General features: G+C 69.1%; 25 protein-coding genes. 9 read left to right on the forward strand and 16 right to left on the reverse strand.

The window, feature by feature from the left end; all coding sequences use genetic code 11:
• The 3 genes from Ssi02_RS19600 to aceA all read right to left on the reverse strand — a co-directional run bounded on the left by Ssi02_RS19600 (position 1) and on the right by aceA (position 3,095).
• Positions 1-789: an ABC transporter permease gene (locus Ssi02_RS19600; RefSeq protein ID WP_239129102.1), complete on the reverse strand. Its 789-nt coding sequence runs from the start codon at positions 787-789 to the stop codon at positions 1-3.
• Positions 782-1,588: an ABC transporter permease gene (locus tag Ssi02_RS19605; RefSeq protein WP_239129116.1), complete on the reverse strand. Its 807-nt coding sequence runs from the start codon at positions 1,586-1,588 to the stop codon at positions 782-784. Before Ssi02_RS19605 ends, Ssi02_RS19600 begins: the two co-directional genes overlap by 8 nt.
• A 217-nt stretch (positions 1,589-1,805) precedes the next feature.
• Entirely contained in the window at positions 1,806-3,095 is a 1,290-nt protein-coding gene (gene aceA / locus Ssi02_RS19610) for an isocitrate lyase (RefSeq protein ID WP_204027441.1), read from the reverse strand.
• A gap of 269 nt (positions 3,096-3,364) precedes the next feature.
• Between aceA and Ssi02_RS19615 the strand changes: the two genes are divergently transcribed.
• The 3 genes from Ssi02_RS19615 (at position 3,365) to Ssi02_RS19625 (ending at position 7,002) form a co-directional block, all read left to right on the forward strand.
• A complete protein-coding gene (locus Ssi02_RS19615; protein ID WP_239129118.1) occupies positions 3,365-4,834 on the forward strand; it encodes a helix-turn-helix transcriptional regulator in 1,470 nt (489 codons plus the stop codon).
• 61 nt (positions 4,835-4,895) lie between these two features.
• Positions 4,896-5,861 (forward strand): glucosyl-3-phosphoglycerate synthase, encoded by a 966-nt coding sequence (locus Ssi02_RS19620; protein WP_204027443.1) that lies wholly within the window; start codon positions 4,896-4,898, stop codon positions 5,859-5,861.
• 7 nt (positions 5,862-5,868) lie between these two features.
• Complete coding sequence (locus tag Ssi02_RS19625) at positions 5,869-7,002, forward strand: methyltransferase (RefSeq protein WP_204027445.1); 1,134 nt, start codon at positions 5,869-5,871, stop codon at positions 7,000-7,002.
• A 30-nt stretch (positions 7,003-7,032) separates the two neighbouring features.
• Here the strand turns inward: Ssi02_RS19625 and Ssi02_RS19630 are convergent, their stop codons facing one another.
• Positions 7,033-7,911, reverse strand: coding sequence for a LysR family transcriptional regulator (locus Ssi02_RS19630; protein WP_204027447.1), 879 nt, complete (start codon positions 7,909-7,911; stop codon positions 7,033-7,035).
• Between the two features lie 81 nt (positions 7,912-7,992).
• Here Ssi02_RS19630 and Ssi02_RS19635 point away from each other — a divergent pair, with 81 nt between their 5' ends.
• Positions 7,993-8,334, forward strand: a complete 342-nt coding sequence (locus Ssi02_RS19635) for a carboxymuconolactone decarboxylase family protein (protein WP_204027449.1) — start codon at positions 7,993-7,995, stop codon at positions 8,332-8,334.
• Between the two features lie 87 nt (positions 8,335-8,421).
• On the opposite strand, the gene Ssi02_RS19640 is transcribed toward Ssi02_RS19635, so the two are convergent.
• Positions 8,422-9,714 carry a hypothetical protein gene (locus Ssi02_RS19640; protein WP_204027451.1) on the reverse strand — a complete coding sequence of 431 codons (1,293 nt, stop codon included), beginning with the start codon at positions 9,712-9,714 and terminating at the stop codon, positions 8,422-8,424.
• 9 nt (positions 9,715-9,723) lie between these two features.
• The gene (locus Ssi02_RS19645) at positions 9,724-10,023 is read right to left on the reverse strand and encodes a VOC family protein (protein ID WP_204027454.1); all 300 of its coding nucleotides are present in this window, start codon (positions 10,021-10,023) and stop codon (positions 9,724-9,726) included.
• A gap of 305 nt (positions 10,024-10,328) precedes the next feature.
• Between Ssi02_RS19645 and Ssi02_RS19650 the strand changes: the two genes are divergently transcribed.
• Both Ssi02_RS19650 and Ssi02_RS19655 read left to right on the forward strand, forming a co-directional pair.
• On the forward strand, positions 10,329-10,637 hold the full coding sequence (locus Ssi02_RS19650) for a hypothetical protein (protein WP_204027456.1): 309 nt from the start codon (positions 10,329-10,331) through the stop codon (positions 10,635-10,637).
• 270 nt (positions 10,638-10,907) lie between these two features.
• Positions 10,908-11,222, forward strand: coding sequence for a hypothetical protein (locus tag Ssi02_RS19655; RefSeq protein ID WP_204027458.1), 315 nt, complete (start codon positions 10,908-10,910; stop codon positions 11,220-11,222).
• A gap of 189 nt (positions 11,223-11,411) precedes the next feature.
• Here the strand turns inward: Ssi02_RS19655 and Ssi02_RS19660 are convergent, their stop codons facing one another.
• From Ssi02_RS19660 to Ssi02_RS19675, 4 genes are all read right to left on the reverse strand, one after another.
• Positions 11,412-12,656: an MFS transporter gene (locus Ssi02_RS19660; protein WP_204027460.1), complete on the reverse strand. Its 1,245-nt coding sequence runs from the start codon at positions 12,654-12,656 to the stop codon at positions 11,412-11,414.
• A 44-nt stretch (positions 12,657-12,700) separates the two neighbouring features.
• The gene (locus Ssi02_RS19665) at positions 12,701-14,875 is read right to left on the reverse strand and encodes an NACHT domain-containing protein (protein ID WP_204027461.1); all 2,175 of its coding nucleotides are present in this window, start codon (positions 14,873-14,875) and stop codon (positions 12,701-12,703) included.
• Positions 14,876-14,931: 56 nt separating this feature from the next.
• A complete protein-coding gene (locus Ssi02_RS19670; RefSeq protein WP_204027463.1) occupies positions 14,932-16,599 on the reverse strand; it encodes a serine/threonine-protein kinase in 1,668 nt (555 codons plus the stop codon).
• 77 nt (positions 16,600-16,676) lie between these two features.
• Positions 16,677-17,216, reverse strand: a complete 540-nt coding sequence (locus Ssi02_RS19675) for a GNAT family N-acetyltransferase (protein WP_204027464.1) — start codon at positions 17,214-17,216, stop codon at positions 16,677-16,679.
• Between the two features lie 256 nt (positions 17,217-17,472).
• On the opposite strand from Ssi02_RS19675, the gene Ssi02_RS19680 reads away from it, so the two are divergent.
• A complete protein-coding gene (locus tag Ssi02_RS19680; RefSeq protein ID WP_204027465.1) occupies positions 17,473-17,625 on the forward strand; it encodes a hypothetical protein in 153 nt (50 codons plus the stop codon).
• Between the two features lie 107 nt (positions 17,626-17,732).
• On the opposite strand, the gene Ssi02_RS19685 is transcribed toward Ssi02_RS19680, so the two are convergent.
• The 3 genes from Ssi02_RS19685 to Ssi02_RS19695 all read right to left on the reverse strand — a co-directional run bounded on the left by Ssi02_RS19685 (position 17,733) and on the right by Ssi02_RS19695 (position 20,833).
• The gene (locus Ssi02_RS19685; protein ID WP_204027466.1) at positions 17,733-18,356 is read right to left on the reverse strand and encodes an FMN reductase; all 624 of its coding nucleotides are present in this window, start codon (positions 18,354-18,356) and stop codon (positions 17,733-17,735) included.
• Between the two features lie 94 nt (positions 18,357-18,450).
• On the reverse strand, positions 18,451-19,542 hold the full coding sequence (locus Ssi02_RS19690; RefSeq protein WP_204027467.1) for an LLM class flavin-dependent oxidoreductase: 1,092 nt from the start codon (positions 19,540-19,542) through the stop codon (positions 18,451-18,453).
• Positions 19,543-19,642: 100 nt separating this feature from the next.
• Positions 19,643-20,833, reverse strand: coding sequence for an exonuclease domain-containing protein (locus Ssi02_RS19695; protein ID WP_204027468.1), 1,191 nt, complete (start codon positions 20,831-20,833; stop codon positions 19,643-19,645).
• Between the two features lie 447 nt (positions 20,834-21,280).
• Between Ssi02_RS19695 and Ssi02_RS19700 the strand changes: the two genes are divergently transcribed.
• Complete coding sequence (locus Ssi02_RS19700; RefSeq protein ID WP_204027470.1) at positions 21,281-22,189, forward strand: universal stress protein; 909 nt, start codon at positions 21,281-21,283, stop codon at positions 22,187-22,189.
• A gap of 321 nt (positions 22,190-22,510) precedes the next feature.
• Here Ssi02_RS19700 and Ssi02_RS19705 read toward each other — a convergent pair whose 3' ends face one another.
• The 3 genes from Ssi02_RS19705 to Ssi02_RS19715 form a co-directional block, all read right to left on the reverse strand.
• Complete coding sequence (locus Ssi02_RS19705) at positions 22,511-22,780, reverse strand: DUF1876 domain-containing protein (protein WP_204027472.1); 270 nt, start codon at positions 22,778-22,780, stop codon at positions 22,511-22,513.
• Between the two features lie 160 nt (positions 22,781-22,940).
• On the reverse strand, positions 22,941-23,672 hold the full coding sequence (locus Ssi02_RS19710) for a hypothetical protein (protein WP_204027475.1): 732 nt from the start codon (positions 23,670-23,672) through the stop codon (positions 22,941-22,943).
• A 211-nt stretch (positions 23,673-23,883) separates the two neighbouring features.
• A complete protein-coding gene (locus tag Ssi02_RS19715) occupies positions 23,884-24,531 on the reverse strand; it encodes a restriction endonuclease (protein ID WP_204027477.1) in 648 nt (215 codons plus the stop codon).
• A 211-nt stretch (positions 24,532-24,742) separates the two neighbouring features.
• Between Ssi02_RS19715 and Ssi02_RS19720 the strand changes: the two genes are divergently transcribed.
• Positions 24,743-25,945: PP2C family protein-serine/threonine phosphatase (locus Ssi02_RS19720; protein WP_239129124.1), on the forward strand; the 1,203-nt coding region annotated here is incomplete at its 3' end.

The following is a 25,945-nucleotide window of genomic DNA, read 5'->3' on the forward strand; positions in this document are numbered from 1 at the left end:
TCAACTCCCCGTCGAACGGTAACGGCGGATGCCCGCCCGCCAGGCCGCCGCCGCGACCAGCCCCAGCAGCAGCGCCGCCAGCGGCGAGGCGAACCTGAGCCAGTGCGGCAGGCCGAGCGGGTCGTCCCGGTCCAGCACGAACAGCGCGGGCTGCCAGTTGACGAAGGCCAGTGGCAGCACGAAGGTCACCCCGCGCACCAGCTCGCCCCCGTAGATGCTGAGCGGATATTGCGTGAGCTGGTTGCCGCCGTAGGTGAACGCGTTGGCCACCTCCGGCGCGTCGGTCAGCAGGAACTGCAACGCCGCGCCCAGCGTGAACACCGACACGAAGATCGCGAACCCGCAGACGATCATCACCGGCACCATCCACGCCCGGCTCGCCGTCAGATCGAGCTGGGGTACGGCGAGAGCCAGCACCACGGCCGCCTGAAGCACGCGGCCGAACCGCTGCACGCTGAAGCGGTCCACCGCCACCTGCACGAACGGGCTCACCGGGCGGATCAGGACGGTGTCGAACGAGCCGCTCCGGATGTGCCCGCTGAGCCGGTCGACATTGCCGAACAGCAGATCGGCGAGGCCGAAGGACAAGCCGGCTGTGCCGTACAAGAGCATGACCTCCGGCAGGGAGAAGCCGCCGAGGCGCTCCACGTGGGCGAAGATCACCCAGATGGCCGCGATGTCCAGGGCGTTCACGACGAAGGACGCGACCGTCATCATCGCCGCCGACAGCGGGTATTGGTAGGACGCCCGCATCCAGGTCCAGGCGAGCAGCACATAAGTCCTAACCACCCTGGATCACCACCTTGCGCCGGGCCCCCGCCGTGGCCAGCGCGCCGAGCGCGAGCAGCGCGGCGGCCCACGCCCCCTGGAAGGCCAGGGCCTCCCACAGGCCGCGGGTGCCCAGGTAGACGTCGACCGGCACCTGCACCATCGCGGCCCACGGCGTGGCCTGCGCTACCGCGCCGAGCCAGCCGGGGAAGATCGTCAGCGGGAGGATCATGCCGCTGAAGAAGCTCATCAGCACGCCCGAGAGCGCCTGCACGCCCCTGTCGTCGTCGATCCAGCAGGCCGAGAGCGCGATCAGGTAACGCCAGCCGAAGCTGGTGAGCAGGCCGAGGGCGAAACTGGCGCCGAACTCCGGCCACCGCCACACCGTCTGCGGAGCCGTCAGGCCGAACAGCGCCGCGCCGATCAGCGTGGGCGGCACACTGCGCACGAGGAGCAGGTAGAAGGCCCGGCCGAGGTCGTCGGCGAGTGACCAGAGCTGGAGCGAGGCCGGGCGCATCAGGTCGATCGCCACATCCCCGCTGCGGACCCGGCGGGCGAGGTCGAGGGAGCCGCCGAACATCTGCATGGGCCCGATGGCGGCCTGGGAGAGGAAGCAGAAGGTGACGGCGTCCACCACGTCGTAGCCGCCGAGGCCGGGGCGGGCCTCCCACAGGGCGATCAGGACGTAGGCGCGAAGGATGCCGAAGACGGTGTTGGTGAAGGCCCCGGCGAGTGCGGCGGCGCGGTAGGTCGAATGTTTGCGGAATCCGTAGAGGGCGATGCGTAAATAGAGCTGGAAGACGGTCTCCCGGGGGGGCACGCGGGCACGGCGGAGCCGTGCGGACGGACGGTGAGAACGTCTCAACCTACGGCGCGCCGCCACCGGGGGCAATCGGATATCCCGGGCACGTGGACAGCCCGCGTTCCAGAGGACTGCGCTTCCCTGGAACGCGGGCTGCTTCACCTGGTCGCCGGGATCCGCCGGGGTAACCATCCCGTGCCCATGAGATCTGTTCAGGCGGATCCCGGTGTTCGGGTTAGTGAGCCTCGAACTGCTCCTCCTCGGTCGACCCCGACAGGGCCGTCGTGGAGGAGTCCGGCGCGATGGCCGTGCTGACCAGGTCGAAGTATCCGGTGCCGACCTCCCGCTGGTGGCGGGTGGCGGTGTATCCGCGGGACTCGGCGGCGAACTCGCGCTCCTGCAGGTCGACGTAGGCCGTCATGCCGGACTCGGCGTAGCCGGCGGCCAGGTCGAACATCGAGTAGTTCAGCGAGTGGAAGCCGGCCAGCGTGATGAACTGGAACTTGTACCCCATGTGACCCAGTTCCCTCTGGAACTTCGCGATCGTGGAGTCGTCCAGGTGCTTCTTCCAGTTGAACGACGGGGAGCAGTTGTAGGAGAGCATCTGGTCGGGGTAGCGCGCCTTGATCGCCTCGGCGAACTCGCGGGCCACGTCCAGGTCGGGCGTGGAGGTCTCCATCCAGAGCAGGTCGGAGTAGGGCGCGTATGCCAGACCGCGGGCGATGCAGGCGTCGACGCCGTTGCGCACCCGGTAGAAGCCCTCGGCGCTGCGCTCACCGGTGGTGAACTGCTGGTCGCGGGGGTCCACGTCGCTGGTCAGCAGGGTCGCGGCCTGTGCGTCGGTCCGCGCGATGACCAGAGAGGGGACCCCGGCGACGTCGGCCGCCAGGCGTGCGGCGTTCAGGGTCTTGATGTGCTGGCCGGTGGGGATCAGCACCTTGCCGCCGAGGTGGCCGCACTTCTTCTCGGAGGCGAGCTGGTCCTCCCAGTGCACGCCCGCCGCACCGGCGGCGATCATGCCCTTCATCAGTTCGTAGGCGTTGAGCACTCCGCCGAAGCCCGCCTCGGCGTCGGCCACGATGGGCGCCAGCCAGTGGGGAGCGTCGGCCACACCCTCCGACCAGGTGATCTGGTCGGCGCGGAGCAGCGCGTTGTTGATCCGGCGCACGACGGCGGGCACCGAGTTGGCGGGGTAGAGGCTCTGGTCGGGATATGTCTGCCCGCCCAGGTTGGCGTCCGCGGCGACCTGCCACCCGGACAGGTAGATGGCCCTCAACCCCGCCTTGACCTGCTGCACGGCCTGGTTGCCCGTCAGGGCCCCAAGGGCGTGCACATAGTCCTCGGAGTGGAGGAGGTGCCACAACCTCTCCGCGCCAAGCCTGGCCAGTGTGTGCTCTTCCTGAACCGTGCCCCGCAGCCGCACGACGTCCTCGGCGGTGTAGGTGCGTTCAATGTTCCGCCAGCGAGGGTCGTTCTCCCACTCGCGCCGCAGTTCTTCCGCAGCTCCCTTGAGGCGGTCGACCATGGTTTTCACTCCTTCGTCCCCTGGGTGCCTTGCCTTGAGTGTGGGCCGCGCCAGACCGGGCAAACAAGGATGAAGTTGCAGAAAAATCGTCAGTTCTTCTCTCAAACGACAAGACTTACCGGTATTCGGCTAAGAAGAAAGTTCAAGTTTTCCAAATGGACTAGACCAATGACAACGTGTGTCCGAGAGTGGGAGCGAGCCCCTTGACGGGGGCGCCACAGTATGTATTGGTTCGTAAGAACGCCGGAAATTTCGCTTAGGATCCTCGTATGACGTCATTGCTGGGCGAAGAACCGCTGTCTTTGACTCAGGAACTCGATCTGATCGCGTTCGGACAGCGGCTACGCCACCTGCGCAAGCAACGTGGACTCACCCTCGCCGACCTCGGCGGGCGGGTCGGACGCGCGCCCAGCCAGCTCTCCCTGCTGGAGAACGGCAAGCGCGAGCCCAAGCTCTCTCTGCTCAAGTCACTCGCGGCGGCGCTCAACGTGCCCGTGGAAGAACTGCTGCGACGACACCCGCCGAACCGGCGCGCCCAACTGGAGATCGCCCTGGAGGAGGCTCAGCGCGACCCCGTCTACGCCGCACTCGGCCTGCCCAAGCTCAAGGTCTCCGCGCGAGTGCCCAACGACGTGCTCGAACACATTCTCGCCCTCTACGGCGAGCTGCGGTCACGTCAGGCCCGCGGCACCGCCACGCCCGAGGAGGCAAGGGCCGCCAACGCCGAGCTCCGCCGCAGGCAGCGCGAGCTCGGCAACTACTTCGCCGACATCGAGAAAGCCGCCGCAGAAGCCCTGTCGCAGGTCGGCTACCGCACCGGAGCCCTGTCCCAGAGCACCGTGCAGGCGCTGGTCACCCATTTCGGCTTCACCGTACACACCGTGCAGGATCTGCCGCGGTCGGTGCGCTCGATCACCGACCTGCGCAACCGGCGGCTCTACGTCAAACACGAGCAGCTCGGCATGCACACACCGCGCACGATTTTGCTCCAGACCCTCGGCCACTTCGCCCTGGGTCACCACAAACCCCGCGACTTCGCCGACTTCCTGCGCCAGCGCACCGAGGCCAACTACTTCGCCGCCGCCGTGCTCGTGCCCGAGACGGCCGCCGTGCCCTACCTCAGGGAGGCGAAGCAGGACCGGGCGCTATCGGTCGAGGACCTGCGGGACGTGTTCGCCGTGTCCTACGAGATGGCCGCCCACAGGTTCACCAACCTCGCCACCCACCACCTCGGCCTCGTCTGCCACTTCGTGCGCAACGACGCCGGGGGCACCATCTACAAGGCCTACGAGAACGACGGCATCGTCTTCCCCGCCGACGAGCAGGGAGCCATCGAAGGGCAGCGCATGTGCCTGAAATGGTCGGGCCGGCAGGTGTTCCAGTCGCCGGACCGGTTCTCGGTCTACTACCAATACTCCGACTCGCCCACCGGGACCTACTTCTGCGTGGCCCACGTGGATCCGTCCCGCGAGCGCGACTTCGCGATCACCCTGGGCGTGCCATACCGCGAGTCCCGCTGGTTCCGGGGCCGGGAGACCACCCACCGCACCAAGTCGGCCTGCCCGACGGGCGACTGCTGCCGCCGTCCCCCCGTCGAGCTCGCTCAACGCTGGGAGGGTTTCGCCTGGCCCTCCGCACGCGCCAACTCGCATGTGCTCGCCGCCCTGCCGCCCGGGTCCTTCCCCGGAGTCGACGAGGCCGACGTCTACGCCTTCCTGGAGCGCCACGCCGCACGCTGATCACACTTGTGTGCGGCATAAGGTGAGGTGGTCGTAGTCGTTGTGGTTGGGGAGGTAATGCGTGCTGCCTGAGGTCGAGGTCTGGCTCCGCAGGCGCACGACAACGTCGTCCGACTGGCCCCTGCCCTCCCTCTTGGCAGCCAAGGGCACCACCACCGTCAGCGTCGTCCTCCCCGCACGCAACGAGGCGGCCACCGTCGGCGAGATCGTCACCGCCATTCGCCGCGACCTCATGGAAGCCGTCCCCCTCGTCGACGAACTCGTCGTCATCGACTCCCGTTCGACCGACGACACCGCGTCGCGCGCCGCCAGCGCCGGCGCCGCCGTACACGCCCAGGACGAGATCCTCCCCGCCCTCAAACCCCTCGACGGCAAGGGGGAGGCCCTGTGGAAGTCGCTCGCCGTCACAAGCGGCGACCTGCTGGTCTTCGTCGACGCCGACCTGCGCAGCTTCACCACCACCTTCGTCACCGGCCTGCTCGGCCCCCTGCTCACCGACCCCGGCGTCGCCTACGTCAAGGGGTGCTACGACCGGCCCCTCCACGGACAGCGCGCCGGGGGCGGCAGGGTCACCGAGCTCGTCGCACGGCCCCTCCTCAACCTCCACTGGCCGCGGCTGGCCGGCTTCGTGCAGCCGCTCGCCGGTGAATACGCCGGGCGGCGCACCGCGCTCGAACGTGTCCCGTTCGTCACCGGCTACGGCGTCGAACTCGGGCTGCTCGTCGACCTGCTCGAACTCGCCGGCCTCGACGCCCTCGCCCAGGTCGACCTCGGCCGCCGCGTGCACTCCCACCAGTCCACCGAGGCGCTCGGCGGCATGTCGGCCCAGATCCTGCACACCGCCTGGGCCCGCCTCGAACGGCAGAGCAAGATCGTGTCGCTGGATCCGCCGTCGCCCCGCCTCTCGCAGTTCCGCCGCACGCCCGGCGGCCACGCCCCCACCACCCGCGACGTCTCCGTGCCCGAACGGCCCCCGATGCTCACCGTCGACGGATACGCGGGCAACTCCGGCCGGACGCTACGGTGATCACACCATGGACCGCATGACGACGCCTCAGGGCGGCTTCGACCTCGCCCGCCACCCCGACGACCCGCGCGACGCGCTGCGCGCCTGGGACGCCGCCGACGAATACCTGCTGCGGCACCTCCACGACTCCGGAGGCCCCGGCGGGAACGTCGTCATCGTCGGCGACAGGTGGGGCGCTCTGACCGTCGCGCTGGCGGACCTGCGCCCTGCCCAGATCGCCGGCTCCCACCTCACCCAGCTGGCCACCCGGGCCAACCTCGACCGCAACGGGCGCACCGGGGCGACACTGCTGTCCAGCCGCGACACCCCGCCCGATCGCATCGACACGCTGCTGATCCGCGTCCCGAAGAGCCTCGCCTACCTGGAGGACCGGCTGCACCGCCTCGCCCACCTCCTGCACCCGGGCAGCGTCGTCGCGGGGACGGGCAAGACCACCGAGATCCACACCTCGACCCTCGCCCTGTTCGACCGCGTCATCGGTCCCACCCGCACCTCGCTCGCCGAGCGGAAGGCCCGGCTGATCTTCAGTACGGTGGACCCCGGCCGTGCGCCGGGCCCCAGCCCGTGGCCGAAAAGCTACGCCCTGCCGTCCGGAATCGGCCCCGTCTCCGGCCGCACCGTCGTCAACCACGCCGGCGTCTTCTGCGCCGAGCGCCTAGACGTCGGCACCAGATTCCTGCTGCAAAACCTCCCCCGGACGCGGGGGGCGGCGCACATCGTCGACCTCGGCTGCGGCAACGGCGTCGTCGGCCTCGCCGCCGCGCTCCTCAACCCCGACGCGCACGTCGTCTGCGTCGACGAGTCCCACCAGGCCGTGGCCTCCGCCGAGGCCACATTCGACCTCAACGGCGTGAAAGCCGAGTTCCACGTGGCCGACGCCCTCACCGGCACAGCGCCCGGCACCGTCGACCTCGTCCTCAACAACCCGCCGTTCCACAGCCACCGCGCCGTCACCGACGAGGTCGCGTGGCGCATGTTCACCGGCGCGCGCACCGCCCTGCGCCCCGGCGGCGAACTCCGCGTCGTCGGCAACCGCCACCTGGGCTACCACGTGAAACTGCGCCGGCTGTTCGGCAACTGCGAGCTCGTGGCGAGCAACCCCAAGTTCGTGGTGCTGAGCGCGGTCAAGCGCCGACGGTGAAGCGGCGGCGGTTCGTGGTGCTGAGCGCGGTCAAGCGGTGGCCGTGAAGCGGCGGTGGGCGTCAGTGAACATACGGACGTAGGCGGCGACCAGCGGGGAGTTGTCCGAGCGCCGCCACGCCAGCACCAGGGCACTGGGGGCGGCGTCGAGAATCGGCCGGAACACCACCCCGTCCACCGCATAGCGCGGCACGACCTTCGCCGGCAGCATCGCCACCGCCCCGTTCCACAACACCGCGTGCAGGCACTCGTCGACCGACCGCACCTGCGGCCCGTCCCCCTCACCCGCCGGCTGCCAGAAGGCCCGCCACAACGCGTCCGACTCGGCGGGCGGCCGCACCCAGACGCACCCGGCCAGCTCCGCCAGCCGTACCCCGTCGTCCGCCCGCGCCAGCGCGTGCCCGGCGGGCAGCGCCACCACGCACGGCTCCTCAGCGACCTTCCGCACGACCAGCCCCGTGGCGCCGAACGGCCCGCGGGTGATCGCCAGATCCACCGCCCCTGACGCCAGGCCGATCGTCGGGTCGGTGAACTCGCCCTGGCGCAGCTGCACCATCGCATGCGGGTGAGCCTGCCGGAACCTAGGCGCCACCCGCGCCGAGAGCACCTCCTCGCCCGGCCCCAGCACCCCGATCACCAGCCGCTGCACCCCCGCCGCCGCCAGCACCCGCTCACGCGCCACGTCCATCCGGCTCAGCACGTCGCGCGCCTCACGCAGCAGCACCTCGCCCGGCGCCGTCAGCACCATCCCCGAGGGCGTGCGCTCGAACAACGTGCAGCCGAGCTCGGCCTCAAGCTCACGGATGCGCTGGCTCAACGGTGGCTGCGACATGTGCAACCTGCGGGCGGCCCGCCCGACGTTGCCCTCCTCGGCCACAGCAACGAAATAGAGCAGCCGCCGGAGATCCATGCAGGCACGATATCAGTGCCTTTATCACCCGGTCGCAGATGGACTTGGACGGGGTGGGCATGCCCCCGCTTTGATCGACATATGTGTTACAAACACCCCTCCGACCTGGACCTCATTCCTAGGCTGCGGGAGCTCGCCCCCGTCGAAGCCTCGGCCTTCCTCGCCTTCCACGAGACCAGCACACGCCCCGACGGCGCCGTCCCGCTCCGCTACCGCGAACTGATCGCCCTCGCCATCGCCCTGACGACCCAGTGCGAACTCTGCATCGACGTCCATGTACGGCAGGCCCGCGCGGCCGGAGTCACGGCCGAGGAACTCGCGGAGACGGCCATGACGGCTGCCGCCGTACGGGCCGGGGGGACGCTGTCACACGCCCTGCTGATGATCAAGCTCCACGACGGGGAGGCGAAGGCCGATGCGTAGGCTCATCGAGCGGTTGTTCCGCATGTGTGGCAAGTGCGGCAACGCCTGCACCCCGCGCTCACTGAAACGCAAATCCCGCACCTGATGTCAACCGGGCGCCCATGTGGTGGTGTCGAGGTGAAACCCCTCGTCCGCTTTTCCGGGCACCACATGCAAATCCCAGGCGGCATCGCCTTCCACGGCGGAGGGTGATGCCATGTGAAAAACGGTCGCGTCGGCAGTGAACTTCGCCAGCCGGACCTCGCCCGCTGTGACCGCCGGCTCCACCTCTTGATCGGCGACCGGAGGAAACGAGCCCACCAGTTCCTCCACCCAACCGGGCACCGGCTCCCTCACTGTCGTCAACGCCTCGGCGAACCACGGAGCCAGCCCGGGCCCACCGCGGCCGGCCCAGTGAACGACCAACTCCCGGAAGCGTCTTTCTCGCCGGCCCGCTCCAAATGCGGCCCCTGCGGCCACCACAGCCGTTCCCGCACCCGCGAAGGTCCGGGCGAGAGAACGGAGCAAAGGGTGATCGACGCACTGGGCGAAGCGGACCATGCGGATGGACAGCATCGCCCAGTGCACAACTCCCGCCGCCACTTGAGCACTCTCGCCAAGGGCGTGCCGCTTGGGCCGGGGGCGTGCATCGGACCTCACAAACGGGGGAGCGATCGCATCGGCGGCTCGCCCCGCTTTCGACAGATGCCAGCTGTGGTCGTCGATGTAAACGCTGCCGCTGCCGCCGAGAAGCAGTCCGCGCCTCCCCAAGCGCACCGATATTTCACCATTTGCACAGCTCAACACGGCACCTGTACCGTCATCGGCGTCAAAGCGCCCTGCCACGAGATCCTCAACGGAGAACCGCAGTTCGGCAGGCGACGCGGAATCGCCGGGTACGGCATAGCACCGCTCGGCAGTCAAAATGAGGGAAGCCCTCAACCGGGTGCCGACCCGCTCCACCATGATCTGCCGCACCTCGGCACCGCGCAGATCGTAGTCGCCGGCGAGAGCGCCCACCGTCTCCCCGGTCAGCGCCGTTCTCGAGGGCCTGACCTTCCCCCGGCTGTCCCGGAAGAAGGCCCGCCCTGTTTCCACCGGGTCAAGCAGTGAGTCAAGCGCGAACCCCGCCGACGCCCCTTGCTCGACCATCCACGCCCGCCGCGAGGCCCCGAGCTCGGCCATCCACCGCAGTGCGGCACGAGCCCTCCGCTCACGTCCCCACCGCGTGCCGGCGGAGGCACACTGGAAAAGCGGGAACGTGTTGTTGTCCCAGACATCACTGACGTCGACGACGGTCAGCCGGTCAAAGCGGCGAGCATCCGCCACAGCCTCCTGGATCTGCACCAACGACCGATCCAGCAGACTCCCAAACGCGGCCATCGCCGACGTTCGTGCCATTGCTTCTACCTAACCTGCGACATGCAACTCGATGGTCCGGCCGTCGGGATCACGCAACATATGCCGCCCCGCGGCATATCCGTGCCTCGCCCTCACCTCGCTCCCGAACCCCAGCCGCACCGGCCCGGACTCCCGCCCCGGCGCCGCCGCCGGATAGAGCTCGAACACCATGCCGCCGGGGAGCACGGCAGCGAAATGCCGAGGCCCGGTCCCGTGCTGCTCCTCCTCGAACACCAACCCCAACGACTCGTAGAACTTCCGGCACTCACTCAGTCGATGCGTGTAGATGACTATGAGGTTTGCCCGCATCCCCCTATCTTGTCATATTTGATCATGTATGGCTGTGGTGACTTCTGGGACGGTTGCCACGGTGGCGACTTCCACCTCGCCGGCGAAGACCAGGAGCCATGAACGAGGTGTGGAATGGGCCTTGACACTCACTCTTGGCAACGTATCTTCTGACAAGGAAGCTTCCTTAACAATTCGTGCTCGTCAGGGGAGGATGCCGCAGGGCGCGTCAGCCGCTTCGACAATGGGACGTCGGCGTCGAGCCGACCGGGATCCAACCGAATATCTGCGTGTACTACTGACCTGACCACAGTAGGGAATCTCGCATGAACATCAGAAAGCTGGCGGGAGCTCTGGCCGCCACGACAATCATCGGCTCCGGGCTCGTGCTCGGCACCGGCTCAGCCGCTACAGCCGCCGCCTCCCAATGCTTTTCGGCCCTCTACGACAACTACACGGCCTACAGTATGTGTAGCCCGTCGGGGAGGGGTTCTCACCGGGTGTGGGTGACTTATCAAGCCCCCATTGGCACGGCGACCTACACTGCCTACGGGCCCCTGATGAGTCCGTCGGCAACCTCCTGGATTTCCGTCAGCGGCAGGATTCTTTCCTACGGAGTAGAGCAATATCCGTGACGCGCCGGCTCTGCCACCTGTTGATTCGGCGGCGGATCCCTCGCTTCTCCTGCCGGGCGTGTACATCTTCTCCCGGTTACTGGAGAGCCGAGAATACGAGAAGTCGAAGCGTTCGCATTTCGCCACGATGTGTCACGTCTTTTCGTGGCTTTTGCCGTACGCTTCTCGGCTGACTCGAACTCAGGACCGGGGGATCGGCGTGACAAAGATTCTCCCAGGTCGTGCGGAAATCGCCGGCATCTCTTCAGCTCGAACAGTAAGGGACTTTTCGTGAAATCCAGTAGGCTCGTGAGAGCGCTCCTCGCAACTGTGTTCGTCGCATCCGCACTTCTCACGGGAACGGCCTCGTCGGCGAACGCGGCCGGCAACCCGAAGGACTGCTTCGCTTACCTCTTGAGCTCGAACACGGCATACAGTCAGTGCCCCAACGGCGGCCCCGGATATCACTACGTCGCCGTGAGATATCGGCCGCCCGGCTCAATGACGTGGGCCGACGCCGAGGGGCCGGTTACCGGCAAGGGAGCGATCTCTTCCATCACGGTGAACGGGACGATCGAGATCTATGTCTCGGTGGAGAACCCGTGACAGGTTGATCTCCACCGAGTGACACGCCTTCACCCTGCCGCCCTGGACGTCACTGCGGCGGGGTGAGGGTGGCTCCATGCCAAGGCTGTACGGCGGATGCCGGGCCGGCCGTCTGCCCCGGTCGGTGAGCGTGACTCTGTGTGCGCAAACTCTGGATCGATGCCCTGCGTATCTGGCGGTGAAAGTCGTTTACGTGGTGTCGGGTTTTTCGGGGGTTCGCCGGCGGACCGGGGTGAGGAGGGCGGTCAGGGCGATGAGGAGGCAGGCGAGTCCCGCGACGATGAAGACCGGGGTCGTGGTGAACGCCTGGGCGCTCCAGGTGAGTGCGGCGGCGCCGATCGGGCCGAGGGAGAAGTGGATGGTCCAGAAGGCCGAGGTGACCCGGCCCAGGAGGTGGTCGGGGGTCACCTGCTGGCGGAGGGACATGGAGGATATGCCCGCGACGCTGACACACGCGAGGTAGGCGGCCATGGCGGCGGTCACGCCCCACACGGTGCCGGTGATGCCCAGGGAGGCGATCGCCAGGCCGGCGGCGGCGATGGCGCTGATCCAGGTGGGGCCGAAGCCTAGTGCGGTGCGGATGCGGGCGACGGCGAGGGCACCGAGCATGGTGCCGACGGCGGCCGCGCCGAGGACGCCGCCGACGACGGCGTCTGTCTGCGACAGGTCGTGTTTGAGGCGGTAGATGATGACGTCGGTGAGGCCGAGCGTCAGGAAGATGAAGAACGACAGCAGCACCGTCAGGGGCCGCAGCACGGGATGGCGCCAGAGGAAGACGGCACCGGCGAGAAACTCGCGCCTGGGATTCTCTCGCGGGATGGGCGTGGAGGGGGCGGGGGAGTGGCGCGTGATGTCGATGAAGCGGAAACCGGCGGCCGACAGGGCGAAGCTTACGGCGTTGATGGCGATCGCCCCGGGATGTCCGACAGCGGCGACGACGACCCCGGCCAGCATCGGGCCGACGACCGATGCGGCTGCCGCGGTGGCGTAGAGCCTGCCGTTCGCCTCGGTCACGCGCTGGTCGCCCACCAGGCCGCGCACAGCGGTGACGTAGGTGACCGAGAACACCATGCCGACCATCGCGGCGAGGGGGAGCACCGCGTAGAGCAGCCAGATCTGCGGGCTGATCAACCAGGCCAGGGGAATCAGGACGTAGAGGGCGAACCTAATGAGGTCGCAGGCGATGAGCAGCCGGCGCCGGTCGAACCTGTCGACGAGGATCCCGGCGAGGACGGAGGCGGCTCCCGAGATGCCGGTGAGCAGGCCCATCTGGGCGACGGAGCCGGTGGCCTGGAGGATGAGAAGCGGGACGGCGATGAGAGCGAAGGAGTCGCCGACCACGGAGAGGGTCTGGGCGGCCCAGAATATGGTGAAATCGCGGTCACGCCAGAGACGCCGGGGTGTGATCGGGTTCGGTTCCGTTATCTCCCTCACCTGCCAGTTCTCTTGGGCGGTGGCTCTTCCGTGTCGGGCGGACGTCAACGGTCGATCGAGTAAACCCAGCCCGTTCGATGCTGACGTCTCACCTGCGACCATGTCCGGGCATCGCACTTCCCGGCACGGCGCTGGAAATCGTCGTCGTGGACGGACTGCGCGTGGTCGAGATCCAGCCAGCTGTCCTTCTGCGCGTGCCGGTCCCAGTGGGCGGTGGGGATGCTGATCGAGTTGAAGCGGTGTGATTTGTGCAACCCCCTTAGCAGCGCCACCCGCAATCTCCGAGGCGCGTGCCCCGCCGTCATGACGATGACCTCGCGCCACTGGTCGAGATGCGCCTTCCCGACCACCGCATCGACGTCCTCGTCCTCCACGACCTGTTTGGCCGCCAGATATTCCTGCACCGTCTTATGAGCGAAGTCGACGCGACCCGGCACCGGCTCCCGCAACATGCCGCTTCGCAGCAGCAAATGTTCCAGCACCTCCGCCGCCGAATGCGGCATCCGTGTCATCACCGAAAGCCGCTGCTGGATCCGGCTCAACGCCGTGTCCTTCGCGAGCTCCGACCGTCCCGTAGACACCAGGCGCCAGGCCAGGTCGCGCAGGATCCACACCTTCTGTTCGGGGTCGAGCGTGATGCGGTCCTCGATGCCCCGTTCCGCGTCGCGCCGTTCGAGGAGCATGGCCAGCACCGCGTCGTACAACCCCATGCGGTTGTGTGGCAACTGTGTGCGCCGGTCCAGGTTGAGGGCGCAGAGCATGGCGGCCAGCAGCGGGGTGGTGGCCAGTTGGCGCAGATGGGGGCTGCTTTCCACGCGGGAGAGCAGCCGGTGCTCATAGGCCTCCAGGTCGCCGGCCGGGCACGGCAGGCTGGGGCAGTCACGCATGGCGGTGTGCCATTGGCGGATCAGGTTGGCGAGGTCGGCCGGTGACATGGGCTGCATCAGCGCCGAGGTGAAGCCCTCGTCCTCCAGCCATTTGGCGTCGGCCGCCGTGGGGCGTGAGGTCACCACGACCCGCAGGCCGGGATAGGCGGCGAGCAACCGGGACAGCCACTGGCGTACGGCGGGGCGGTGCCGGGGGATGAGTTCGTCGACGCCGTCCACCATGAGCAGGCCGCGTCCGGCGTCGAGAATCCGCTCCACCCAGGCTCGCGGCATCCGGCCCGTCACTTCCGGAGCGACGTCGTCAGGGAATTCCTCGGGGGAGGGGAACCTGCCGTCGGCGTGGCTGCGGAGTTTGACGAGAAAGGGGACGCAGCCATTCCACTCCGCGAGGTCCTCGGCGAATCCGCTGCGCGCCGCGGTCACCGCGAGCCAGCGCAAAAGCGTGCTCTTCCCGGATCCCGCGTCGCCGCGCAGCAACAGCAGCCGCGACCGGCCGAGCGCGCCTTCGACACGGAGACTGCTGAGATCGGCTGTCTCGGCGCCGGGCCCGGTGAGGGAGGACAGCGGCATACGCTCGTAGGTGGCGCGTGTGTCGTCGACCTCGCGGGTCACACTGAGGCTGATGTAGGCGACGCTCAAAGAGGTGCGCGGCCGGAAGTTCTCGACCCGCACCCCCAATAACTCGACCTGGTCGAGCACGCGGCTGATGTGGTCGAGATAGCGCCGGGTGAACGCCTCGTCGTCCTGGTTCCCCTCCGGTGCGTCGAGGGTGCGCACGGGCATGCGGGCGAGCATGCGTTCCATCTGCTCGGCCAGTCCGGTCAGGCGGCTCAGGTTCTCCGTCGCGACCCGCGGCAGAAACTGCGGCAGCTGCTGCATCATCCGCACGAGGCATTCCAGCGACTCCGCGAGCAGCACCGCGTAAAGCCGGTCCTCGGCGTCGCCGAGCCGGGGCGCGGGCAGCCGGGCGGTGAGGCGTTCGGCGAGTTTCAGCGGGTCGGCGTCGGCGTCGAGCAGCGCCTCGTCGGTGAGGTCGGCGCGGGCGAGGGTGTCGACGACCTCCGTGAGTACGGCAGCGCGGGCGTCGGCGGAAAGTCCCCGGAACTCGGCCTCCACGAGTGCCCGCAGCCGGTCCTCGACGGCCAGCGCGATGCCGTCGAGCTGGTTTTCGAACCTGCGGCGTACGACACGGTCACGAAAGGAGGCCTGAATGAGGTCCTTGAGGTCGCTGTCGCGTTCGGAGCGCGCCATGCGGGCGCCGAGCCATTCCCTGGCGGCCCGGCGTGCGATGGCGCTTCCCGCGGTGACGACCGCGCTTTCCAAGCCGGGCATTCCCTACTCCCTGCACTTCTCGCGAGGAATCTGAAACCTGATCCGGCCCCGGCCCGTCAGTCGGTGACCTCCTGCATCACCTCGGCGGCGGTGGGCCGGTGCCGCGGGTCCTTGGCCAGGCAGGCGTGAATGGGGGCGCGGAGGGCGGGCGGCAGAATGGAGAGGTCCGGCTGGTGGCTGATGATCAGCCGGTAGATGTGCGGGGTCGAGTTGCCCTCGAAGGCGTGCCGCCCGGTCGCCGCGAAGATCATGGTCGCGGCCCAGCTGAAGATGTCGGACGCCGGCGTGACCTCGTCCCCGTTGATCTGCTCCGGCGACATGTAGACGAGCGTGCCCTTGATGTTGCCCGACGTCATGGTGGCCCGGTCCAAGGACTTGGCGATGCCGAAGTCGATCACCCGCGGCCCGTCGGGGCCGATGATGATGTTGGCCGGCTTGAAGTCGCGGTGCACGACGTTCGCCGCGTGGATGCCCTTGAGCGCGGCCACCGTACCGACCGCCAGCCGGGTGACGCTGTCGCCGTCGCGCGGCCCGTGCTCCCGGATCAGCCGGTCGAGGGAGTGGCCGGGAACGTATTCGCTCACGATGTAGACGACGTCGTCCATCATCCCGGTGTCGATGACACGCGCCGTGGAGAAGGAACGCACCCGCCTGGCGATCTCCGCCTCTTTGAGGAAGTCCTGGCAGGCCGCGTTGTCGCCGAAGAAACGCCGGTTGAGCACCTTGACCGCGACGGGGTGCCCGTCGGGCCCGGTCGCGAGGTAAACCGTGCCCTGCGCGCCCTCGCCGAGTTTGCGGGTGAAGGTGTAGGGGCCGAGCCGGCCGAGGGGCGGCGGCGCGGCGTTGGGCGGCGGTTGCCTGTGGCCTGACGAGTGGCCGGACGGGTGGGTGGCGTGGACCGTGCCACTGGGCCCCGTCCACGAGCCCGGGGCGCCATACCCCGACGGGTGGGTGCGCGGCGGTCCCGGAGGGGGAGCGGCGTGCCCATGCGGGTTGCTCTGCGGGTGACGCTGCCAGTTCGCCCCAGGCGGTGGCGCCGGCTGCTGACGTGCGGGCGGGGGAGGAGGCGCCGAGTGACGCGGAGGCGGCTGCATCTGCGGCGGCCTCGTGTGCCCCATGGGCACGCCCGCCATCCCCGGACCACCTGCCATTCCGGGATTACTGCTCATTCCCGGACGGCCGGTCATCCCGGGATTGCTGCTCATCCCCGGGCGACCCGCCATCCCAGGGCCACTGCTCAACCCGGGATTGCTGCTCATTCCAGGACCGGTCTGCGAGTGGTAGCCCCCAGGCAAGCCCTGCCGCCTCGCCGGCGGGGGCGGAGGCGGCAGCGGGGTGACGGGGATCGGCGGGAAGACCGCCTTCCGTAAGACCAGCGCGTGCGTCGTGCCCCCGAGCCAGCCGATCATCACCCAGCACGCGATCGCCATGGTGTAGCGCGGATCGTCGGGTGTGCTGTTGTTGTCCCCGTCGTCGTAGGCGTTGCTGACGTAGAAGAAGACGATCGCCAACACGAGGTAGATCCCGGTGGCGAAGCCCGCGGACCTGCTGCGCAGCCGCAGGGCCGCGTGCCCGATGATGAAGGGGCTCGCCAGCCCGCACGTGATCAGCGGCGTCAGCGCCCACAGATAACTCCAGGGCTGGTTGCGCGTGGGCACATGCGCGGCGCCCGGTCCGGCTGTCGGATAGCGGTTGTAAGGGGCGGGACCTTGGCGAGGGGGCACACTAGGCATCATACGGATCACCGCCCGGCCAAGAGCCGCGCCGCCCGGAAACGGAAACTAGTTGTGATGGCGAAATGTCACCATGCGTCGCCGTCTCGCCAATCACAGGTGATTTCGCCGGTGAGATCCACCGTCGCCGTCACCGGCAACACGAAAACTCCCGAGTCCTCATCGTCAAGCACCACACCCGCGGGCGTCAGCACCGAAGTCGGCCCCTGCCATCGCCCCCACCCCCGCGCGGAATAGAGCGCCGCCCCCTCGTCCGACGCCGACAGCGCGCCGAGCTCGTAAGCCTCACGCACCACCCGCTCCAGCGCGTCCATCACGGCTGTGCCGTACCCCTGCCGCCGCCGGTCGGCCCGCACCGCGACACCCTCGACATAACCGGTGCGCAACGCCCGCCCACCGTGGAGAAGGCGCCGCTGCACCAGCGAGCCGTGCCCCACGAGGTCGTCGCCGTCATAGGCCAGCGCGTGCACACCTCCCACAGTGTGATCCCAGTCCTCCTCGCTGAACTCGCCGTCGAAGGCGTCAAGGAGCAACTCGCGGACCGCTTTGAGGGTGCCGGAGGGCAGATCGGAGGTATGGGCGGTTTGCACATGAATCACATTCCGCATCGTGCCAGTCCCGCCGCCTCCGCCGCGAACCATTATCGGGCCCGCAGCACCGGTCGTGTGCAGCACAACGACAAGGCCTTTGACCGCCACAAGACGGCCCCGGCCGCCGGTGACCTGGCCACTCACCATCACGGCAACCCGAGGGGGCAGAGGGCTCCCGGCCGTTGGGCTCGCAGTGGTCCTCCTACTTCGGCGAGCACGCCGCGTTCGGGAGGGGGGCGAGGCTGACCGGCCGGCAGCCGTTGAGGCCGCAGATGTGCTCCTGTACGTCACCGGCTGGTACCAGGTGACCGACCGGCAGGCGGGGGCCGTGGGGTGGCCGCACGACATTGAGGGCGGGGGCCTGAAGGCCGTGTACGCGCGGGTGGCCGGCTACTACCCAGGCAACCCTCGCATGGCCGTCGCGTAGCCCTGATCGCGCAGGCCCCCTGCCCTGCTGACCGTCGCCCGCGCCTTCCATGAGACGACCCGGGCCAACCTCCGGGCCCAGGCCGAGGGTGAGGACTTGGCCATGGCTTATCGGGGCCGCAGCGCCGCCAGTTGCTGCTCGAACGGCACGACCTTGTCCGAAGCCGCCTCCGGCGGGGCCGGAGTACGGCGAAGCATGAGGCCGGCCAGTTCTTCCGCGGCGCGGCCGATGCGCTCGCCGAGGCCGAGGCCGTCGGTGTGGACGTCGCCGCCGCTGCCCCAGTCCTCGGAGGCGGCGTACACGGCGGTCGGGACGACGATCGCGCGCAGGTAGACGAACATCGGCCGCAGGGCGTGGTCGAGGGCGAGCGAGTGCCGTGCCGTACCTCCCGTGGCGGCGACGAGCACCGGCTTGCCGGCGAGCGCGGTGTTGTCGAGCACGTCGAAGAACGACTTGAACAACCCGCTGTAGGACGCCGTGAAGATCGGGGTGACGGCGATCAGGCCGTCCGCCGCCTTCACCGTGTCGAGGGCTGTGCGCAGGGCGCCGGCGGGGAAGCCCGTGACCAGGTTGTGGGCGATGTCGACGGCGAGGTCCCGCAGTTCGATGACATGCACCTCGACGGGCTCGTCCCCGGCCAGCCGCTCGCGGGCGGCGGCGGCGAGGCGGTCGGCGAGCAGCCGGGTGGACGACGGCTTGCTGAGCCCGGCGGTGACGACCACGAGGTTCATTAGATACCTCCGAGGAGACCCCCGCCTTCAGGCGGGGGAGGAATCGGACCCCTGCCGGGCAGGACAGGGGCAGGCGTACGAACGGACGACAGGGTCAGGCGACGACGGGGGCGGTGTCGCGGCGGGCGAGCAGGGAGGCGTGAGTCGGGGCGTCCGGCACGTCGGACGGCCGGCCTGCGGCGAACTCCTTGCGCAGCACCGGCAACACCTCCTCGCCGAGCAGGTCGAGCTGCTCCAGCACGGTCTTCAGCGGCAGCCCCGCGTGGTCCATGAGGAAGAGTTGCCGCTGGTAGTGCCCGAAGTGGTCGCGGAAGGTCAGCGTCTTGTCGATGACCTGCTGCGGGCTGCCGACGGTTAGCGGGGTCTCCGCGGTGAACTCCTCAAGTGAGGGGCCGTGGCCGTAGACGGGCGCGTTGTCGAAGTACGGGCGGAACTCCCGCACGGCGTCCTGCGAGTTCCTCCGCATGAAGATCTGACCGCCGAGCCCGACGATGGCCTGCTCCGGGGTGCCGTGGCCGTAGTGGGCGTAGCGCTCCCGATAGAGGTTGATCAGCTGTTGGAAGTGCTCCTTCGGCCAGAAGATGTGGTTGGCGAAGAAGCCGTCCCCGTAGTAGGCGGCCTGCTCGGCGATCTCCGGGCTGCGGATGGAGCCGTGCCAGACGAACGGCGGCACGCCGTCGAGGGGGCGCGGCGTCGAGGTGAACGACTGGAGCGGCGTGCGGAACCTGCCCTCCCAGGTGACGACGTCCTGCCGCCACAACGCGTGCAGCAGCGCGTAGTTCTCGATCGCCAGGGGGATGCCCTGGCGGATGTCCTGCCCGAACCACGGGTAGACCGGGCCGGTGTTGCCGCGGCCCATCATCAGGTCGATCCGCCCGTCCGCCAGGTGCTGCAGCATGGCGTAGTCCTCGGCGATCTTGACCGGGTCGTTGGTCGTGATCAGCGTGGTGGAGGTCGACAGGATGAGCCGCTCGGTGCGGGCGGCGATGTAGCCGAGCATGGTCGTCGGGGAGGACGGCACGAACGGCGGGTTGTGGTGCTCGCCGGTCGCGAACACGTCGAGCCCGATCTCCTCCGCCTTGAGGGCGATGGTGACCATCGCCTTGATCCGCTCGTTCTCGCTCGGGGTCCGGTTCGTCGTGGGGTCGGTGGTGACGTCACCCACGGTGAAGATTCCGAACTGCATCCTTCCCACCCATCTCATGGTTGAAGTTTCAATTACCCCTCAATGCGGCAGGGGCCGAGCTTATTCCGGGGCAGATAGATGGGCCCTGTGGGGGAGGGGCTCAGGTACGGCTGTCGCGCACGAGGCGGCTGAAACCCCCCGGCGTCACGATCGGAATGCCATACGCCCGCGCCTTACGGGCCTTGCCCGACAGGGAGTCCGGATCCGCGGCCACCACCAGCCGCACCTTCTTGGTCACCCCCGAATGCGGCACATATCCCGCCTTCCTAGCGAGGGCCTCCCACGCCTCCCGGCCGCCCTCCATGTCCCCCGTGAAGACCACCATGTCGCCCGGCCGCAGCTCGAACCATGCGATCACCCGCCCCGGCCGCGCCTCCACCCCCGCCGCGTCCTCGGCCTGCACCCCGAGCAGCGCCGCCAGCGTGGCCAGATCCCGCGGCGCGGTGCCCCCGTGCGCACGCGCCGACAGATATTCCAGGTGCAGCCGGCGCACCTCCTCCCGGCCCAGCCCCACCGACGTCGCCACCTCCACCAGCGAATCGGCCTCGGCCGCGGACACGTGATGGTCGAGCAGCACCCGGTCGAGCAGCGTCAGATAGATCTCCGCCGCGTCCGCAGGCGTCTCCACGCTTGGATCCGGCACTCGCGCGGTGAAATGTCCCTGGCGTTCGGCCGCGACGCCCCGCCGCACCCTCGGTGCGTCCCGTCTGGGCACCTCCGGCCACCGCGCCCTCATCGCCGTCTCGAACAGGTGATCCCAATGCGGCAGCGGTCCGGCCGAGGCGAGATAGGTGCGCAGCAGCCCGGCCGCCGCCTCGGCGTCGGCCAGCGCGTCGTGCCGCACGTCGTGGCGGATGCCCGCGACGGCACAGCAGTCGGCGAGGGTGCGCGGCATGTGCGGCAGGAAATACGGTGCCTCCTCCATCGTGCACACCCCGTGCTCAAGGCGGAGCGGTACGGCGAAGCCCAGCCGGGCGAACTCCGCGGTCAGGAAGTCGAGGTCGAAGGCGAGGTTGTGCGCGACGGGCACCCGCCCGCGCAGCAGATCCACCAGTTCGCCGGCGATGCCCGCGAACGTGGGGGCGTGCAGGACGTCGGCCGCCGAGATGCCGTGGATGTGCTGGGCGCCGAGATCCCGCTCAGGGTTCACCAGGGTGCTCCACCGCCCGGTCGGCTCCCCCGAGCGGGAGAGGTGCACGACGCCGATCTCGACCACGCGATCGTGGCGGTGGGGCCAGAGGCCCGTGGTCTCCAGGTCGAGTACGGCATAGCAGGGGGGACCACCCGCCACGGGAGCACCTTCCATCGAGGCATAGGGATGCCTACGACGATCTCAGCCAAGATCCCGTTGGGAAGGGTGATCGGCATGGACGTGATCAGTTTGTGATCTTCATCGGGCTTTGCCGGCCCGCACCGGCCCCAGGCGTGGAGCGGCGTCGCCGGCCGAGCCGGCTTCGCCGTACGGGCCTGGGCTCTTGCCGGCCCTGCGCTCCCGGGGTGGGTTGCCGTCGGAGCGGCCGAATCGGCTTCGCCGTACGGGCCTGGGCTTTTGCCGGGGGAGTGAGGAGGCCGGGGCGCCCGTATTCGATCATGTCCGGAAAGGTGCCGCTTTCTCCATGAGTGGGGCTGCTTTCGCCATGAGTGGGGAAAAGCGGCTTTGGTGTTGCGATGGGGGCCGTTGCCTCGTGCAGGCTCGGGCGTGCACGGTGGAGAGAGGGGGCGTGAAGGGGGTACGGCGATGCGTGCGGACGAAGCCCACGCGCCGGTGGTGGTCGGCTACGACGGCTCCCCGGTGAGCGAGGCCGCCCTGAGGTGGGCGGCGAAGGAGGCGCAGGCGAGGTTCACCCCGTTGGTGGTGTGCCACAGCTGGGAGTGGCCGTTCCCGATGCGGCCGCGGGACCCCTCCGCGATGGACACGGTCAGAGGTCTCGCCGAGCACACCCTCAGCCGGGGCGCCGACCTGGCGCGGCGGCTGGCCCCCGGTGTGATGGTGCGGCCGCGACTGGAGATCGGCTCCCCGTCCGCCGTGCTCCTGATCGAGTCGGCCGCGGCGGCGATGGTGGTGACGGGCACGCGGGGCCTCGGGGGATTCGAGGGGCTGCGCCTGGGATCGACCGCACTGCAGGTCGTCACGCACGCGTGGTGCCCGGTGGTGCTCCTCGGCGGCACGCCGTCCGCTTCGGGCCGGATCGTGGTCGGCGTCGACGCCTCGCCTGGAGAGGGCGGCGCTCTGGCGTTCGCCTTCGAGGAGGCGGCCCTGCACCAGGTCGCGCTGCACGCGGTCCGCGCGTGGTCATGGGAGGACGAGGACGCCGACCCCGGGGACGAGATCGCCCGCCGCGCGGCCGCCGTGCACTTCCAGGCGACCGTGTCGGTGTGGCGGGAGAAGTTCCCTTATGTAGAGGTGACCACGGGCTTCGTGAACGGCCCGCCCACCGAGGTCCTGACGGCGGCCGCCGAACGGGCCGAACTTCTGGTGCTCGGCCATCGCCCCCGGCGCGAGGGCACCGACGTGCCCATCGGCCTGGTCACCCAGTCCGTGCTCCTCGGCGCCCCCTGCCCGGTCGCCGTGGTCCGTGCCCTGGCCCCTTCTCCGGAGGCCAACATCGGCGGCCTCCACCCAGGCCGCTTCCTTCCCCGTGAGTGACCCCAAGGTGAGTGAACCCCGGGGTGAGTGAGCCTGGGCCTCTTGATGAGAGTGACCAGGCCGGCGCAGGCCCCTGCGAGTGAGCCCCGGGCCGCTTGCCGGGTGTGACCGGACCCCAGGTGACCACTTCCGGGCACGCCGCCACCACGCCCGGGAGAAGGCACGCCGTTACCCGGCCTGCCTGTCCTCATCGGGAATCGGAGCGCCCTCATCTCACGGCGCCGGCTTCCACGGCCAGAGGTCTCCGACGCGCCCCTCACCCCTCGGCGCAAGCCTCCACGGGCGCGGGCCCGTGGGGGCCTGCGCCGTGGGGCAGGGGGGTCAGCGGGCGCGGGCGGGGCCGGTGAGCTGGGCTATGTCGCCCGAGGCGTCGCCGATCAGTTTGTCGGCGAGGTCGGCCAGGACCCGGCCCGCCGCGAGTTCGTCGCCGATCTCGGGGACGGGACGGTCGTCCGGGTTGCGGCGGGCATAAGCCACGCTCTCGTGTCTCCTGCCGCTCTCGGTCGTCAAGACGGCGCGGGCCGCTGTGCGGGAATCCGTGTCGTCCTCGGAGATGGAGATGCTCACGGTCCATTCCTTCGTGGTCTCCATGGTGATCCCCTCCCTCTCCCTCATGCCTCTCGGATGGTTTCCCTCCCATTGTGACCCTCCGCCATGGCGCCTGGACAGGCGACGGGGCCCGGGATGTCCCGGGCCCCGTCGTCGCAGGTGCGGCAGAGGGAGGCGGTGGAGGCCGCCCTCAGACCGGTTCTCAGCGCCAGACGCGCAGGGTGGCGGTGCGGCTGGTCGCGTCGGAGTAGTCGTCCGTGCCCTCGTACACGGCGCGGAACTCACCACTGCGCTTCGCACGCGTCTTCACCGAGAACCAGCCGCGGTGGCCGGTGTCGGCGGAGGTCACGTACTTCCAGGTGTTGGAGCCGTGGCGGCGGAAGTAGATCTCCACCTCCTCGTCCTCCACACCCTGCCAGCGGTGGTCGTCCAGCGCCCGGAGGCGGCCGGAGACACCGACGTTCCGGTTCTTGCGAACCGCGCTGGGGGAGACCTTGAAGCTCTCCACCCGGGTGCGGAGCTGGCTCTCCTCGATGTCGACGGAGAAGTTGACCGTGTCGGTCGCCTTCTTGCCGTGTCTGTCGTAGGCGTCCGCAATAGCCTGCCAGCGACCCTCGTAGTCGGAGTCGTCGAAGCGGGCGGTGTACCGCCAAAGGTCCCCGTGCTTGCTGAGGTCGGTGTCCACTGCGCTCTGCGTGCGGAAGGTACGCGTGTCCGGGCGGAGGCGCAGCTCCACCTTGGTGGCGTCCTCCGTGCGGACCTCGATGGTCACCCGGGTCTCCCTGCCGTCCTTGACGACGACGGGGTTGGGCGAGATATCGGCGATCTTCACGGCCAGTTCGCGCTTGGTGTGCGCCGAAGCGGTTCCGGCGCTCAAGAGCAGTGATCCACCTACGACAGCGGTCAGCGTGCCGATGGCGACTCGTTTCAACAAGAGTTTTCCTCTCCCCGTTGTGATGCGGGAAGCAAGCTGAGGGCGTTGCTTCCACCTACATCAGACAGTGAAGAGAAGGAAAAAGTTGCCCAAAATCCCGATTCTCCGGAAATAAAGTTTCTGTTAACTTCCAGTCCGGGGGGAAATCGCAGGTCAGAGGGGGTGATGGCTTCCCTGTGACGATTTGCACAATGTGATGCTCCGCACAGGTTCAGAGCGCTCTAGAGGGGAGTGATGCTGCTCCGCTCAGCCAGCGCGCGAGATCGTCTCGCTCAAGCACGACGAGATCCGCCCGCCGCGCCTCCTCCATCGCGGGCCCCGTCAGATGGCCCGACGTGATCAGCACGCCGGTGTGACCGGCCCACGTGAACGCCAGCGCGCCGAGGAAGTTGCGCACCTCGGGCGCGCCGACCTTCCCCGCGTATCGCTTGCACTGAAAGGCGAGGCGTTCGCCGCCGGGGCCGACAGCCGTGAGGTCCACCCCGCCGTCGCCGGCTCTGCCCAGCTCTGTGACCTGGGCAAACCCGTCCCGTCGCAGCAGCGCCGCAGTCAGCCGCTCGAACTCAGGACCCGACAAGGTGTCCACCCGTTCCAGTGCGGCGTGGTCCAGCATCCACTGCCGCTCGCGCGCCGCGACGAGCCTGGCCCGCACCACCAGGCCGCCCGCCGCACAGGCGGCGAGTGCGACGGCGACCGCCGTGAGCCAGGGCCAGTGGTCGCCGAGGAAGTCCAGGAAGGCCTCGACGAGAGCGGCGATCACAACGACAAGGAAGATCGCGACGGCTAAGCCGGATAGGGAGATCTGCCCCCTGGAGGTGCGGTTCCGTCGTCGTCGCGTGGCGGGCCGCCGCTTGGCCATAGGCCGACTCCTGTCGAGGGGGGATTCATGGAAATTGTACGGTGCGATAAGGGGCAATCCCCGGTCGTTCCCGGGTGACAGCCGGTGGTTCGGGGGCGTGAGGCAGGGTGCGGACTTCCCCCGTGGAGATGTTCGAGAAAATCTTGGGAAACCGTATTAGTGATCGTAAATGGAGAATCACCCGGATAGATCGTTATAAGGGGAATAGGCCGTGGAAGGAAGCCACACGGGGGATACACCGACCGCCGGCGACGTCGAGATCATGCTGGCCGGGCTCCTGCGCGACAGCCACACCCTGACCCTCGACCGGCTGCCCGCCGTCGTGGCGAAGCACGCGGCCCGCGTCGGCATCGAGTCGGTGCGCGTCTATCTGGCGGATCTCCAGCAGCGGGTGCTGCGCCCCGTCCCGGACAGGCCTGCGGCGGGCGGCCCGCCGCCGGAGACCGGCGACGTCGAACTGCGCATCGACACCACGCCGGCCGGCCGCTCCTTCCAGGAACTCCGGGTCCTGGCCGCGCCGCTCAAGGAGGGGCGGGGCCGGACACGGTGGTGGGTGCCGCTGCTCGACGGCGCCGAGCGACTCGGCGTGATGCGTGCCGTGACCGCCGGGCCCGGCGCCGCCGATGAGCGCACCCTGCGGGAACTGGCCTCGGTGGTGGCGCTGATCCTGACCGGCATGAAGACGCGCAGTGACACCTACCGCCGGCTGGTGTGCTCACGGCCGGTCAACGTCGCCGGGGAGCTGCAATGGCGGCTGGCACCCCCGTCGACCGTCGCCACCGGCACGCTCACCGTGGGGGCGATCATGGAGCCCGCCTACGAGGTGGGCGGCGACGCCTTCGACTACGCCGTGAACGGCGACACCCTGCACCTGGCCGTCTTCGACGCCATGGGACACGACGTCTCAGCCGGGCTGACCGCCGCCTTCGCGGTGTCCGCCCTGCGCGCGAACCGCTACCGGAACCTGGACCTCGCCGCCTGCGGCGAGGCAGTCGAACGCCTGCTGATCGAGGAATACGGGGAGGAGACCCGCTTCGTCACCGCGATCATGGCGGAGCTGAACCTGTCAGGCGGAACGTTCCGCTGGATCAACCACGGGCACCTCCCGCCCGTCGTCATCCGCGGCGGACACCGGAGCGCGATCCTGGAGTGCCCGCCCGCGCACCCGATGGGCATGGACCTGGGGCTCCCCGTCACCGTGTGCGAGGAGCGGCTGGAACCCGGCGACCAGGTGCTCCTCTACACCGACGGGGTCGTCGAGGCGGGTGGCCGCCACGGCCCGGAGTTCGGCCTGCCGGGCCTCGTCGACTTCGTCGTCGATCAAAGCGCCACCGGGCTCCCGGTACCCGAGATCCTGCGACGCCTGATCAAAGACGTTGTGGCCCGCCACCGCGGCCGGCTCGGCGACGACGCC

Source organism: Sinosporangium siamense (assembly GCF_016863435.1).
Taxonomy (GTDB): domain Bacteria; phylum Actinomycetota; class Actinomycetes; order Streptosporangiales; family Streptosporangiaceae; genus Sinosporangium; species Sinosporangium siamense.

Coding starts and splice junctions, on each gene's coding strand:
- aceA (WP_204027441.1), bottom strand. CDS start 3,095: ATGGTCGACCGCCTCAAGGGAGCTGCGGAAGAACTGCGGCGCGAGTGG.
- Ssi02_RS19615 (WP_239129118.1), top strand. CDS start 3,365: ATGACGTCATTGCTGGGCGAAGAACCGCTGTCTTTGACTCAGGAACTC.
- Ssi02_RS19625 (WP_204027445.1), top strand. CDS start 5,869: ATGGACCGCATGACGACGCCTCAGGGCGGCTTCGACCTCGCCCGCCAC.
- Ssi02_RS19630 (WP_204027447.1), bottom strand. CDS start 7,911: ATGGATCTCCGGCGGCTGCTCTATTTCGTTGCTGTGGCCGAGGAGGGC.
- Ssi02_RS19635 (WP_204027449.1), top strand. CDS start 7,993: ATGTGTTACAAACACCCCTCCGACCTGGACCTCATTCCTAGGCTGCGG.
- Ssi02_RS19640 (WP_204027451.1), bottom strand. CDS start 9,714: ATGGCACGAACGTCGGCGATGGCCGCGTTTGGGAGTCTGCTGGATCGG.
- Ssi02_RS19645 (WP_204027454.1), bottom strand. CDS start 10,023: ATGCGGGCAAACCTCATAGTCATCTACACGCATCGACTGAGTGAGTGC.
- Ssi02_RS19650 (WP_204027456.1), top strand. CDS start 10,329: ATGAACATCAGAAAGCTGGCGGGAGCTCTGGCCGCCACGACAATCATC.
- Ssi02_RS19665 (WP_204027461.1), bottom strand. CDS start 14,875: ATGCCCGGCTTGGAAAGCGCGGTCGTCACCGCGGGAAGCGCCATCGCA.
- Ssi02_RS19675 (WP_204027464.1), bottom strand. CDS start 17,216: ATGCGGAATGTGATTCATGTGCAAACCGCCCATACCTCCGATCTGCCC.
- Ssi02_RS19685 (WP_204027466.1), bottom strand. CDS start 18,356: ATGAACCTCGTGGTCGTCACCGCCGGGCTCAGCAAGCCGTCGTCCACC.
- Ssi02_RS19690 (WP_204027467.1), bottom strand. CDS start 19,542: ATGCAGTTCGGAATCTTCACCGTGGGTGACGTCACCACCGACCCCACG.
- Ssi02_RS19700 (WP_204027470.1), top strand. CDS start 21,281: ATGCGTGCGGACGAAGCCCACGCGCCGGTGGTGGTCGGCTACGACGGC.
- Ssi02_RS19705 (WP_204027472.1), bottom strand. CDS start 22,780: ATGGAGACCACGAAGGAATGGACCGTGAGCATCTCCATCTCCGAGGAC.
- Ssi02_RS19715 (WP_204027477.1), bottom strand. CDS start 24,531: ATGGCCAAGCGGCGGCCCGCCACGCGACGACGACGGAACCGCACCTCC.